The sequence below is a fragment of the Ruegeria sp. AK4 genome, assembly GCF_056541025.1.
In genome coordinates this window covers 98,338-110,625 of sequence record NZ_JBQFXS010000010.1, presented here as the reverse complement: position 1 = coordinate 110,625, position 12,288 = coordinate 98,338, and the positions used below count along the sequence as shown (strand labels likewise).

General features: G+C 62.4%; 11 protein-coding genes. 2 read left to right on the top strand and 9 right to left on the bottom strand.

Annotated elements, in window-relative coordinates:
* Positions 1 to 43 precede the first annotated feature (43 nt).
* Positions 44 to 775 (top strand): hypothetical protein, encoded by a 732-nt coding sequence (locus ACR0EZ_RS17365; protein ID WP_480615441.1) that lies wholly within the window; start codon positions 44 to 46, stop codon positions 773 to 775.
* Positions 776 to 788: 13 nt separating this feature from the next.
* Here ACR0EZ_RS17365 and ACR0EZ_RS17360 read toward each other — a convergent pair whose 3' ends face one another.
* Entirely contained in the window at positions 789 to 1,184 is a 396-nt protein-coding gene (locus tag ACR0EZ_RS17360; protein WP_480615439.1) for a DUF3307 domain-containing protein, read from the bottom strand.
* 208 nt (positions 1,185 to 1,392) lie between these two features.
* Here ACR0EZ_RS17360 and ACR0EZ_RS17355 point away from each other — a divergent pair, with 208 nt between their 5' ends.
* The gene (locus ACR0EZ_RS17355) at positions 1,393 to 4,389 is read left to right on the top strand and encodes a cyclic nucleotide-binding domain-containing protein (RefSeq protein WP_480615519.1); all 2,997 of its coding nucleotides are present in this window, start codon (positions 1,393 to 1,395) and stop codon (positions 4,387 to 4,389) included.
* Positions 4,390 to 4,468: 79 nt separating this feature from the next.
* On the opposite strand, the gene ACR0EZ_RS17350 is transcribed toward ACR0EZ_RS17355, so the two are convergent.
* The 8 genes from ACR0EZ_RS17350 to ACR0EZ_RS17315 form a co-directional block, all read right to left on the bottom strand.
* A complete protein-coding gene (locus ACR0EZ_RS17350; RefSeq protein ID WP_480615437.1) occupies positions 4,469 to 5,701 on the bottom strand; it encodes a mandelate racemase/muconate lactonizing enzyme family protein in 1,233 nt (410 codons plus the stop codon).
* 23 nt (positions 5,702 to 5,724) lie between these two features.
* Positions 5,725 to 6,819, bottom strand: a complete 1,095-nt coding sequence (locus tag ACR0EZ_RS17345; RefSeq protein ID WP_480615435.1) for a Zn-dependent alcohol dehydrogenase — start codon at positions 6,817 to 6,819, stop codon at positions 5,725 to 5,727.
* 82 nt (positions 6,820 to 6,901) lie between these two features.
* The gene (locus ACR0EZ_RS17340; protein ID WP_480615433.1) at positions 6,902 to 8,101 is read right to left on the bottom strand and encodes a TCR/Tet family MFS transporter; all 1,200 of its coding nucleotides are present in this window, start codon (positions 8,099 to 8,101) and stop codon (positions 6,902 to 6,904) included.
* Positions 8,102 to 8,192: 91 nt separating this feature from the next.
* Positions 8,193 to 8,906, bottom strand: a complete 714-nt coding sequence (locus tag ACR0EZ_RS17335; RefSeq protein ID WP_480615431.1) for an alpha/beta fold hydrolase — start codon at positions 8,904 to 8,906, stop codon at positions 8,193 to 8,195.
* A gap of 12 nt (positions 8,907 to 8,918) precedes the next feature.
* Positions 8,919 to 9,707, bottom strand: coding sequence for a 3-oxoadipate enol-lactonase (pcaD, locus tag ACR0EZ_RS17330; protein ID WP_480615429.1), 789 nt, complete (start codon positions 9,705 to 9,707; stop codon positions 8,919 to 8,921).
* Positions 9,708 to 9,759: 52 nt separating this feature from the next.
* Positions 9,760 to 10,734 (bottom strand): threonine ammonia-lyase, encoded by a 975-nt coding sequence (locus tag ACR0EZ_RS17325; protein ID WP_480615427.1) that lies wholly within the window; start codon positions 10,732 to 10,734, stop codon positions 9,760 to 9,762.
* Entirely contained in the window at positions 10,731 to 11,558 is an 828-nt protein-coding gene (locus ACR0EZ_RS17320) for an alpha/beta fold hydrolase (protein ID WP_480615425.1), read from the bottom strand. Before ACR0EZ_RS17320 ends, ACR0EZ_RS17325 begins: the two co-directional genes overlap by 4 nt.
* Positions 11,558 to 12,244, bottom strand: a complete 687-nt coding sequence (locus ACR0EZ_RS17315; protein WP_480615423.1) for a haloacid dehalogenase type II — start codon at positions 12,242 to 12,244, stop codon at positions 11,558 to 11,560. Before ACR0EZ_RS17315 ends, ACR0EZ_RS17320 begins: the two co-directional genes overlap by 1 nt.
* Positions 12,245 to 12,288 lie beyond the last annotated feature (44 nt).

Below are 12,288 nucleotides of genomic sequence, written 5' to 3'. Positions count from 1 at the left end.
ATTGCGCTAGGTGTCACGGGACGTGCAAAAAGCCGGACCCGTGATGACCGACCCGCAGAACAAAGTTCTGATCCTAGGAAGCGCGCCTTCGGCACTTGATGCGCGGGATTGGGGCCGTGCGCCTTTCACGCATATCGTCGCGATCAACAATGCCTGGCGTATCCGCGCGGACTGGGATGTTCTGATCCACCCCGAGGATTTTCCGGCAGAGAAACGCCCCAAAACGCCCGTGAACGGGCAGCGTATCGTCAGCGCGGACGAATATGTGCCGCGCCAGAACGAATATGGCGGCTTTGTTTATGCGGGCGGTACGATGGCCTTTACCACAGGCTATTGGGCCCTGTCCGCATTGCGGCCTGCGGTTCTGGCCTTTTTTGGCTGCGATATGGTCTACACGGCGACTGGCCGGACACATTTCTATGGCTCGGGCAGCGCTGACCCGCTGCGCGACGACATAACCCTGCGCTCGCTCGAGGCCAAATCGGCGCGGCTGGGCCTGATTGCCGCGGCACAAGGATGCCGCGTAGTGCGGTTGTCCAAAGGGGAGAGCCGGCTGGTTTTCCCCTCGGCGCGAAAGGAAAAACTGACAGCGCCCCGGCTAATGCCCACGCAAGGAATGGGCGCAGCACTGACAATGGAAGCCGAACTTGGCTACTATGTTCCATCGGGCCGGTATTGGGAGGCCGGACACCGGTTTGACCCCCGGAAAATCGATGCGCTGGACCGGTTGTGGCTGGCGATTTATCGGGAAAGCGCGTTGCAGCACGTTGCCTGACGCAAGGCTGCGTTCAGGTTGCGAATGTCACCCAGGCCCAGACCATGGCGACATAGGTCAGGTTGTGCATCAACTGATCCAGCCCGGCGGCCCGCCAGAATGCGGGCTGGTTCGGCTGCAGTTTGTTTTTGTCGGAATAGCTGGCCTTGGCAAAATCGATGTTGAAGTGAATGATCCACTCCAGCGCCGCGATGATCAGGATGAAGGACAGCGGCGCGCCGAACAGCAGGAAAACGATGATCGACCCCACAACATGCACGGCAGCATGTTGCGCGCGGCCCACGTGAAAATACTCGCCACGCCCGGCGAGCATCTTTGGTGTCTGTAGGTAGAAGTCGGCAAACATATGCTTTATCTGCAAAAGGCAGAGCATAAGAAACACAGCGCCAATACTGGCCGTCAACAGCATTCTCCCGATATCGTCCCAGATTAGACACTATGCGCTAAAACACGGTCGCGCAAATGAACTAGTTCACACAAGGTGAAGATTTTTTCAGGTTCAAAATAATTTGCGCATTTCGGTTGGATTACGGTAACTTCGGGCTGTTCACTTTGCGCGCATTAAACCAAATTCGAACCATTGATCAAAAGCAGGGGCGGGTTCCATAGAACGCACGATTTTTCGGTTCATCTGGAAATACTCCAAACGCGACCAGCTGATCCTGCTGGCCGTGACGTCGACGTTGTTTCCGCTGCTCTACCTGACACTGGAACTGCCCAAACGCATCATCAACGACGCGATCGGTGCCACCAGCAGTATCGTCAATGTCTGGGGCTTCAGCCTGCCGCAGACGACGTTTCTGATCATCCTGTGCTTTGCTTTTCTGGGGGCGGTGCTGGGCCATGGCCTGATGAAGATGCGCATCAACACCATGAAAGGTGTGCTGAGCGAACGTATGCTGCGCCGCTTCCGCTATCAGCTGATAAGCCGCGCCCTGCGCTTTCCGCAGCCGTATTTCGAACGGGTCAGCCAGGGCGAACTGGTTTCGATGGTCACCGCCGAAAGCGAGCCGATGGGCGGGCTGATGGGCGACGCGATCAGCCAGCCGGTTTTGCAGGCGGGGCAGATGATCACGATCCTGTCCTTCCTGTTCCTGCAAAGCGTCTGGTTCGGTCTGGCCGCCGTCGCGTTGATCCCGGTTCAGGCCTGGCTGATCCCGCGCCTGCAGCGGCAGATCAACCTGCTGAACAAGAAACGCATTCAGGAGGTGCGGGTTCTGGCCGCGCAGATCGGCGAAAACGCCGCCGGGGCCGCAACCCTGCGCGGCAATGGCGGCTGGCGGTACCGGCGGGCGCTGGTCTCGGACCAGTTGGGGCGGCTGTTCGGTATCCGGTTCGAGATTTACCAGAAGAAGTTCTTTATGAAGTTTATCAACAACTTCATTTCGCAACTGACGCCCTTCATGTTCTATCTGGTCGGCGGTCTGCTGGTGCTGCAGGGCTCGGTCTCGCTAGGGGCGCTGGTGGCGGCGTTGGCCGCGTATAAAGACCTGAGCTCGCCGTGGAAGGAACTGCTGACCTATTACAACCAGACGCAGGACATGTCGCTGCGCTGGGATGTGGTGATCGAGCGCTTTGCCCCGGCAGGCATGCAGGACGAAAACCTGTTCGAAGGTGAGCCCGAAGACCGCCCCCGCCTGAATGGGGACATCGTGCTGGATGGCGTCTCGGTCCGCGATATGGATGGCAATCAGGTTCTGGATGACCTGAACCTGACCTTCCCAAGCGGTCAGACCATCGGCATCGCCGCGCCCAGCGAAGAGGATCGGCGTGCCGTGGCGGAGCTGCTGACGCGTGAGATTCTGCCAAGCGCCGGCCGTGTCGAAATCGGCGGGCACAATCTGGCGAGCTTACATCAGGCGGTAGTGGCGTCGCGCATCGGCTATGCCTCGTCCCGGCCGGTGATGTTTCAGGGCTCGCTGGGCGACAACGTCATGATGCCGATGCGGTTCAAACCGGTCGAAGGCGCAACAGACGATCCGGGGTTCCCCGAAACGCTGAGAGCCGGGAACAGCGCCGACCCGTTTCAGACCGAGTGGCTGGATCCCAATCTGGTCGGCCTCGACAGCGCCAAGGCGCTGCGCGACTGGTGGGTGCAACTGATCGACGGCATGGGGTCCGGTGCGGCCCTGTTCCAACGCGGGGCCGAGCAGGTTTTTGATCCGGGCGAACACCCGGATCTGGCGCAGAAACTGGTCGAGCTGCGGCCCTTGGTGCAGCAGGCCGTTCAAAAGGCGGGGCTGGAGCAGCAGGCGTTGGTCTTTGACCGCGACGTCTATAACCCGGCATTGCCCGTGGCCGAAAACCTGCTGTTTGCCACCCCGCGCGTGCCGGTCACGCAAGAGGTGCTGGCCCAGCAGACCGTCTTTCTGGGGCAATTGCGCGAGTTGGGGCTGGACGAAACCCTGATCGCGCTGACCCGCGATGTGATTGACATGCTGCGCCAGATCTTCGGGTTGGATGGCACCGATCATCCGCTGTTCCGTAAGCTGGGGCTGGAGGCGCGGGTCTACGAAACCGCCGTCGAACTGGTCGAGCGGACCCGCAAAGAAGGCGCCGCCGGGCTGGACGACGATCAGCTTGCCAATCTGCTGGCGGTGCCCTTGGCGATCTCGGCCGAACAGATCGGTCCGGCCTTCACGGACGAGTTGAAAGACCGGATTCTGCAGTTGCGTCAAAGCCATTCGGAAAAGCTGCTGGAGCGCTTGCGTGACATTTACGAACCGCTCGACCCGGATCGGTTTGCCCCCGGTCTGACGGTGATGGAAAACGCGCTGTTCGGCAAAATCAGCGATATCGGCGCGTCGCGGTCGGATGAGGCGCGCAAGCTGATCGTGGATGTACTGGCCGAAAACGGTGCGCGCCCGCTGGTGGTGCAGCTGATCTACGACATCCCGGTGGCCTTGGGCGGGCAAAACCTGCCCGCGGTTTTTGCCGAGCCATTGGCGTTTACCCGTGCGACGGTCAAGAAACCGGACATCCTGCTGCTGGAAAACGCGCTGGCCAGTTATGACATGCAAACCCAGGTCGCCGTGTACAAGAACCTGCGCGAGTTGCTGCCAGAGACGACCGTGATCTACCTGAACGACCACTTCGACAGCCCCGAGGTATTCGACATGTTCGTCGAAATCCGGCAGGGTCGGGTGGTGTCGGATGAAGGACCAAAAGACGTGGAAGAGGACAGCGCCGCCTCGGCCGACCTCGCGCGCAAGCTGCGGGCGCTGGAACAGACGCCGTTGTTTTCCGGGCTGGACCGCAGGCAGTTGCGCCTGCTTGCCTTTGGTGCGCGCTGGTTCGAAGCCAGCGCCGGGCAGGTCGTGTTCCTGAAGGACGATCAGCCAACGGATGGGGCCTATGTGGTTCTGGAAGGCGAGGCCGGTTTGTACCTTCCGCACGCGGACGAGCCGGACCAGTTGATCATCAAGGTCGGCCCCGGTGCTTTGGTGGGCGAATTGGGCCTGATCCGGAAAGAGCCGCGCGCGCTGAGTATGGTGGCCGAAACCGACCTGTCCTGTCTGCGGATCGGTGAGGAAGAATTCCTTGCGGTGGTCGAAAACGATGCCGCAACAGCCTTCAAGCTGCTGCAGGTGATCGCCGGGTATGTGTCGAACTAGCAGAGCGCAGAACCCGGACCATATCTTCGCACTTATGCCGTAACGGCAGGCCTATCCCCACCGGCTCGATCGGGTCAGCTTATTCGTCCACAGCCGGGGCGCCGCCCTGAAAGGCATTGCCGTTGACATAATCGCATGGGTCCTCCTGCATCTGCAGGTGCAGCCCGTCGCCGGTATAGGGATGAGCGCGGGCCAGCGCCTCGTCCACGTCGATCCCCAGCCCGGGCGCGGTTGGCGGGGTTACGAACCCATCCTCGACCCGGATCGCGCCCTTGATAAGCTGATCGTGGAACGGCGTTTCAATCGTCTCAAGCAGCAACAGGTTCGGGATCGACGCCGCCAGATGGACATTCGCCGCCCATTCCACCGGCCCGGCATACAGGTGCGGGGCCATCTGGGCGTTGAACACCTCGGCCATTGCAGCGACCTTTTTCATCTCCCATATCCCGCCCGCGCGGCCCAAAGCAGGTTGCAGAATCTCGGCGGCACCGGCGCGCAGAACCGCTCCAAACTCGGCCTTGGTGGTCATGCGCTCGCCGGTGGCGACGGGAATGCGAACGTTGCGCGCAACGCGGGCCATGTCTTCGATCATGTCCGGCGGCGTGGGTTCTTCAAACCAAAGCGGCGAGTAGGGCTCCAGCGCCTGACCCAAACGGATCGCGCCGGCGGTGTTGAACTGGCCATGCGTTCCGAACAGCAGGTCGGCCTTGTCGCCCACAGCCTCGCGGATGGCTTTGCAGAAGGCCACGGACATCGAGATATCGGACATCGCAGGCATATGCCCGCCCCGGATCGTGTACGGACCAGCAGGGTCGAATTTGACCGCCGTAAATCCGCGCCGGACAAGCACGGCGGCGGTTTCGCCCGCCTGATCCGGCGAGGTCCAGAAGTCGGTCAGGTTATGCTGGGGCAGGGGGTAGAGGTACGAATAGGCGCGGATGCGATCATTCATTTTTCCGCCCAGCAGCGCATAGACCGGGCGGTCGCGGTCTTTGCCGAGGATGTCCCAACAGGCGATTTCCAGCCCCGAAAACGCCCCCATCACCGTCAGATCGGGGCGTTGGGTGAAGCCGCTGGAATAGGCGCGTCGGAACATCAGCTCGATGTTTTCGGGGTTTTCGCCCAGCATGTGCCGTTCGAACACATCGCGGATCACGTGGCGCATGGCGTCGGGCCCCACTGAGGACGCGTAACATTCGCCCCAGCCGGTGATGCCGGTGTCGGTGGTCACCTTGACCAATATCCAATAGCGCCCGCCCCAGCCGGGGGCCGGAGGGGCGGTGACGATGATGTCGAGATCCTGCAGTTTCATCCCTGACCCTCCTGCCTGACGGCTCAGCGCTTGTCGAAAATGATGACGTTGCGTTTGGCCGATCCGGTCTTGGTGTCCGCAATCGCCTCGTTGATCTGATCCAGCGACCAGCGGCCCGAGATCAACTCGTCCAGTTTCAGACGCCCCTGTTCGTACAGGTCGATCATCCACGGGATGTCGCGCTGAATGACCACATCGCCCATTTTCGATCCGACAAGGCCTTGGCCCAGAGCCGCCAGAACCACCGGTTCATAAGTGGCCTCATCCCCCGAGTGGGGCATTCCGATCATCACCGCCTTGCCGCCGCGCCCCAGATAGCGAGGGGCCTGTTCATAGGCCGGAATAGCGCCGACGGTGATCAGAACCGCATCCGCCCCGCGCCCGCCCAGCGCCTTGTAGGCGACCTTCCATGGCTCTTTCTGGTTGGCGAGAACGCCGTGGGTCGCGCCGAATTCCTGGGCGATGTCCAGCTTTTCCTCGGTCATGTCCACGGCGACGATCCGGCGGGCGCCTGCGATGCGCGCGCCCTGAATGGCGTTCAGCCCGACACCGCCTGCGCCGATGACAACCACGTCCTGACCGGGCCGCAGGTTCGCTGCATTCACAGCCGCGCCGACCCCGGTGATCACACCGCAGGACAGCAGGCTGGCGACGTCCTTGGGCATCGTGTCGGGGATTTTGACGATCTGGCGATGGCTGACCACGACCTTTTCCGCAAAAGCGCCGCAGGCCATCGCCTGTTCCAGCGGTTCCCCGCCACCGGTGCGCAGGGGCCCGTTGATGGCGTCATAGGGCGTTTCGCAGATCGTCGGCTGGCCGCCCGCGCAGGACGGGCACGAACCACAGGCGCGGATCAGGGTCACCACAACCGCGTCGCCAACCTTGAAGCCGCCGGCTGCGTCGCCAACGGCACTGATGACACCGGCGGCTTCATGGCCGTAGACGGCGGGCAGAAACCCGCCCCATGCGCCATCGGCGTAAGAGATATCCGAATGGCAGATGGCCACGGCGTCCAGCGTCACTTCGACCTCTCCGGTGCCGGGGGCGGCCAGTTGGACCTCTTCGATGACCAGCGGCTCGGCGAAGGCGCGGCACACTGCGGCTTTTATTCTTTGCATGTTGGACTTTGCTCCCGTTTGGCCCACGGTGGCGCGGGAAATGCTGCCTCGCAAGGTGGAAAACGCCATTCATATGTCGTTGTTACGCTACGACAGGCCGGGATCGCAGAAATAGGGCAAACCCCACCAGCATCAGGACCAAAGCCAGCAGGAACGGCGCACCCGGAAGGTAGAGCGCGGTGTCAGGCCGGATGAACCACGCGAAGACGCTGGTCATCACAAGCGGCGAGATGACCATGGACAATGCATGAAGCGCGGCCAGAACGCCCTGTAACTCGCCTTGCTGAGAATCCGGCGTCGCGCGTGACATCATCGCCTGCAGCGCGGGCGTGATCACCGCCCCGAGCGCGGTGATGGGGATCAGCGGCAGGGCGATGGTTCCGTTGGTTATGAAGGCCAGCAGGATAAAGCTGATGACCTCGAACACCAAGCCGTAAATGATCGTGACCCGTTCGCCCAGATAGCGGGTGGCAGGACGGATCAGCCCGCCCTGCACGGCGGCCATGCCGATGCCGTAGACTCCCAGCGACAGCCCGATCATCTGCGGCGACCAGCCGAAACGCTCGGTCGTGAAATAGGACCAGATCGCCGGGTAGACGTAGATCGACACGGAATACAGGAAATAGACCCCCAGCAGCGGTCGGATGCCGGGCAGGGCGGCCACGGCGCGCAGGGAATTCACCGGGTTGGCACGCCGCAAACTGAAGGCGCGCCGGGTTTTGTCGGTGACGGTTTCGGGCATGACCAGCAGACCGGCAGCGAAGGTCAGCGCTGACAGGGCGGCAGCGGCCCAGAACGGGGCGCGGGTTCCGTATTCGCTGAGCAGGCCGCCAATGACCGGGCCAAGGACGAACCCAACACCGAACGCGGCCCCCAGCAGGCCGAAATTCGCGGCCTTGTCCTGGGGTTTCGACACATCCGCCATGAAGGCGGCGGCGGTTGAATGTGTGGCTGCGGTGATCCCTCCGACAATGCGCCCGATCAGCAAAAGCCAGATGCTGCCGGCGATTGCCATGACCACGTAATCCAGCGCCATGACAAAGAGCGACACCAGCAGGACGGCGCGGCGGCCATAGGCATCGGAAAGGTTGCCCAACACAGGGCCAAAGACGAATTGCATGGCGGCAAAGGCGGTGCTGAGGACGCCGCCCCATATCGCGGCACTGGCGAGTGTGCCGCCCTGAACCTCGACAATAAGCTGCGGCATGATCGGCATCACAAGGCCGATGCCCATCGCGTCGATCATGACCGTACAAAGAACAAAGGCGAAAGGCAGACGCATGGAAACCGCTGGATTGAACCGATGCGCCGACCCTAGCGATCACGGCGGCTTTGGCAAAGAATTCCTGAGGCACGCAGCGAGTGACGTCTGGTCACAGCGCAGTTTCGATCTCGGTCAGGATCTCTGCCAGCCGTTGCGGATGCGAAAAGAAGGACGAGTGCGAGCTGTCGATGCTGTAGCGCAGATGCGCCGGAATACCCTTGCTCATCTCTTGCTGGTATTCGGGCGGAACGGTCCGGTCATCCGTGGTCTGGACATAGGCCTTTGGCACGCGGTCGAACCGCTTTGTCAGGGGCAAGGGCGTTTCCTGCGGGCGGATCGCCTGCGGGCACAGGCGGGCAAAGGCGAAGGGCAGGATTTCGGGCGCGCAATCGTGATAGAACAGCGCCTGCACACAATCGGGCCGGACGGTATAGGACAGGCCATCCGAGGATTTCTCGACCGCGTCCACAATGGTTTGCCGGGGTCCGCGCCTGCGCATATCGGCCATCGACAGGCCGTCACGCGGGACATAGGCGCTGAGGTAGATCAGCGCGCGCATGGCATTGGGCTGCGCTTCGGCGGCGGCGCTGACCGGGTAGCCGCCCCAGGAATGGCCGACAATCACCGTCTCGGGCTTTGACGCGGCCAGTATCGCGTCGCGGCAACTGTCAAGCGTGACCTCGGGGATTGGTGTTGGGTCCGAGCCGTGGCTGGGCATGTCAATCGAGCGCGCCGTATGGCCCAGGGCCTGCAGCGCCGGGGTCAGATCGCGCCAGCACCAGGCGCCGTGGCATGAACCGTGGATCAAAAGGAAATCCGCCATCGTGATGCTCCTTCAGATATGTCCGATATCGCTGAGAAAGCGCTGCAGCAGCGCCGCGTATTCGGCTGGTTTTTCGACGCAAGGCAAGTGGCCCGCCCGGCGCATCAGTTCGAATCTGGAACCGGGGATCAGGTCGATGGTCTCTCGTACCAGATCGGGCGGGGTCGAGCCATCCTCGCTGCCCGCAATGCCCAAAACCGGCAGACGCAGGCCGCTGGTCGGGGTGTAGAAATCGGTTCCCGAGATCGCTGCGCAACAGCCCAGATAGCCGTCGATCGGCTGGCGCACCATCATGTTGCGCCACGGAAGATGGTCCGGTTTGGCGCGGAAATCGCGCGAGAACCAGCGTTCCATCGTGGTATCGGCCAGTGCTTCGATCCCGCCCGCGCGCACCGCATCCATGCGCTGTTGCCAGATGGGCGGGGTGCCGATCTTGGCGGCTGTGTTCGACAGCACCAATGCGCGATTCTGGTCCATGCGTTTCACGGCCAGGCCCTGCGCAATCAGGCCACCGATGGACAGCCCGACAAAGACGCAGTCGCGTACTTCAAGGTGATCCAGCAGCGCCTCGGCATCCTTGACCAGCGCGCCCATCGAATAGGGCGCGGGCGGGGCCGATGACAGGCCGTGCCCGCGTTTGTCGTACCGGATGATGCGCAGACCCGCGGGCAGGTGGGGCAGGACGGCATCCCACAGCCGCAGATCGGTGCCCAGAGAATTGGCGAAAACCACCGGGGCACCGTCCGGGGTGCCGTCGATACGGTAATGAAGCTGCACATTGCCGAGATCAGCGCATTTCATAGCATAAGTCCTTGTTGTCACACCGGAAACTTGCACAGTTGCGGCCTGACTGTCAGGTCAGGAATTCCAGCGCTTTGGCAAAGATGTCAGGGTCGGTATTGCCGCCCGAGGCAACCGCGATCACCGTGTCCCCTGAAATGTCATCCCTGCGGAACAGGGCCGAGGCCAGCGCCACCGCGCCGCCGGGTTCCAGCACGATCTTGAGGCGCAGGAAAGCCAGTGCCATTGCCCGCAAGGCCTCTTCTTCCGAAACCGCCAACCCCGGACCGCAGAGACGTTTCAGGATCGGAAAGGTGATGTCCCCCGGCTGCGGCGTCAGGATCGCGTCGCAGATATTGCCCGAGGTCGCAGTGTTGTTCTCGATATGGCCCGAGGCGAGTGAGCGTTTGACATCGTCAAACCCCTCGGGCTCGCAGGTGCGGGGGCGCAGGCCGGGGGCATGTTTTTCCAGCGCCAGAGCGATGCCCGAGGTCAGACCGCCGCCGCCGCAACAGACCAGTACGTCGGCCTTGGTCACGCTCAATTCCGATGCCTGACGCGAAATCTCCAGACCGGTGGTGCCCTGTCCGGCGATCACCTGCGGTTCGTCATAGGGGCGGATCAGGGTCAGGCCGCGTTCGGCCGCCAGCGTCTCGCCAATCTCCTCGCGGCTTTCCGATGCCCGGTCGTACAGAACCACCTCGCCGCCGAGGGCCTTGGTGTTCTCGATCTTTAGCTTGGGGGCGTCCGAGGGCATGATGATGACCGACGGGATGCCGTGTTTCGACGCCGCCAGCGCCACGCCCTGTGCGTGGTTGCCCGAGGAATAGGCGATCACACCGCGCTGACGGTCGGCATCGCTCAGGGCGGAAATGGCAGACCATGCGCCGCGAAACTTGAAACTGCCCGTGTGCTGCAGGCATTCGGGTTTGACCAGAACCCGGCGGCCCGCGATCTTGTCCAGAAACGGAGAGGACAGCAGGGGTGTTTCCCTGACATGGCCCTGCAGCCGGTGGGCTGCGGCCTCGATCAATTCAATGCTGCTCATGTCGCGTTCAGAACCTTGCGAATGACGTCCAAAGATTGGGGTTCGTCCAGAAAGGGAACATGTCCGCGATCCGGCACCTCGGCTGATATAAGGGCGGGGTGGCGGGTTTGCATTTGGGTCAGCGTTTCCTTGCCTAGGACATCCGAGTTCGCCCCCCGGATCACGCCGGTGGGGATGTCGCGCAGGGCGTCGAATAGCGGCCATAGGTCCGGCGTTTCTTGGGCAGCGGCCTGTTCGATCAGCGCGGTGCGCAAGGCGGTGTCGTAGCGCAGGCGCAGGCTGCCTTGTTCGGATTTGTTCTGGTTTTCCGCGAATTTGCGCCATACTTCCAGCGGCACACCGGGGAACTGCGGCTCCATCACTTTTTTCAGTGTTTGCGCGGCTTCGTCATAGGAATTGGCAGTCGGCTGGATGCCGACATATTCCATGATCTTGGCGATGCCTTCAGGTTCGATCACCGGCCCCACATCGTTCAGAATGACACCGGCCAGCCGATCCGGGTGGCTGGCGGCCAGCGCCATCGCGATGAGCCCCCCGCGCGAGGTGCCCAGAAGGGTCACGCGGTCAATGCCAAGGTGGTCCAGCAACTCGATCGCGTCTTGGGATTCCCGCAGAATGTTGTAGTTCATGTGGTCGGGATCGTAGTCCGATAACCCGCGCCCCCGGTAATCCATGCGGATCAGGGTCACGCCGGGCAGATGCGGCGCGACGAAATCGAAATCCCGGCTGTTTCGCGTCAGCCCGGCAAGGCAAAGGACCGGCGGCCCGTCTCCGGCGGTCTCGAAGTAAAGGCGTTTGCCGTCCGAGGTCGTGAAATCCGCCATTACAGCCCTGCCAGTTTGGGGATCGTGGTCAGGTCGGACAGGACATGGGCTGGCGTCCAGGGCAGCCGGTCCATCGGTTCACCCGCCCGGTTGACCCATGCGGTGACAAAGCCATAGCCGCTGGCCCCGGCGGCGTCCCATCCGTTTGAGCTGACGAACAGAACCTCGTCCCGGGTGCCGCCGAACCGGTCCTGCACCAGATCGTAGACGCGCGCATGTGGCTTGAAGACCCCGACGCTTTCGACCGACAGAACATCGTCCAACACATCGCCGATGTCCGCCGACTGCACCGCGCCATCCAGCATCGGGGGGGACCCGTTCGACAAGATGGCCGTCTGCAGCCCGCCGTCTTTCAGGGCTTTCAGCATGGCGGGGACCTCGGGGTAAGCCTGCAGTTCCCAGTAGAGGTCCAGCAATCGCTGGCGCAAAGCTGCGTCGCCTTGCAGGCCCGCGGCCTCGAGCGCCCAATCCAGCCCGTCCTGCGTGACGTCCCAGAAATCGGCATGGGCATCGGCCACCGCGCGCAGCCAGGTGTATTGCAGCTGTTTCAGACGCCAGTGGCCTGCGACCTCGGGCCATTTGTCCCGCAGGGCTTCGAAACCCGGTTCGGTCGCTGCCTGACGCGCCGCGGCGGCGACGTCGAAAAGCGTTCCATAGGCGTCGAATACACATGTTTTGATGGCCATCTGCCCTCTCCCCTTATTTGCGCGCAGATTTGCACAGGAAAGCG

What these genes read in the sequence shown, in the direction of transcription:
- ACR0EZ_RS17325 (WP_480615427.1), bottom strand. Translation starts at nt 10,734, where the DNA reads ATGAGCAGCATTGAATTGATCGAGGCCGCAGCCCACCGGCTGCAGGGC.
- ACR0EZ_RS17345 (WP_480615435.1), bottom strand. Translation starts at nt 6,819, where the DNA reads ATGCAAAGAATAAAAGCCGCAGTGTGCCGCGCCTTCGCCGAGCCGCTG.
- pcaD (WP_480615429.1), bottom strand. Translation starts at nt 9,707, where the DNA reads ATGAAATGCGCTGATCTCGGCAATGTGCAGCTTCATTACCGTATCGAC.
- ACR0EZ_RS17340 (WP_480615433.1), bottom strand. Translation starts at nt 8,101, where the DNA reads ATGCGTCTGCCTTTCGCCTTTGTTCTTTGTACGGTCATGATCGACGCG.
- ACR0EZ_RS17315 (WP_480615423.1), bottom strand. Translation starts at nt 12,244, where the DNA reads ATGGCCATCAAAACATGTGTATTCGACGCCTATGGAACGCTTTTCGAC.
- ACR0EZ_RS17360 (WP_480615439.1), bottom strand. Translation starts at nt 1,184, where the DNA reads ATGCTGTTGACGGCCAGTATTGGCGCTGTGTTTCTTATGCTCTGCCTT.
- ACR0EZ_RS17350 (WP_480615437.1), bottom strand. Translation starts at nt 5,701, where the DNA reads ATGAAACTGCAGGATCTCGACATCATCGTCACCGCCCCTCCGGCCCCC.
- ACR0EZ_RS17320 (WP_480615425.1), bottom strand. Translation starts at nt 11,558, where the DNA reads ATGGCGGATTTCACGACCTCGGACGGCAAACGCCTTTACTTCGAGACC.
- ACR0EZ_RS17365 (WP_480615441.1), top strand. Translation starts at nt 44, where the DNA reads ATGACCGACCCGCAGAACAAAGTTCTGATCCTAGGAAGCGCGCCTTCG.
- ACR0EZ_RS17335 (WP_480615431.1), bottom strand. Translation starts at nt 8,906, where the DNA reads ATGGCGGATTTCCTTTTGATCCACGGTTCATGCCACGGCGCCTGGTGC.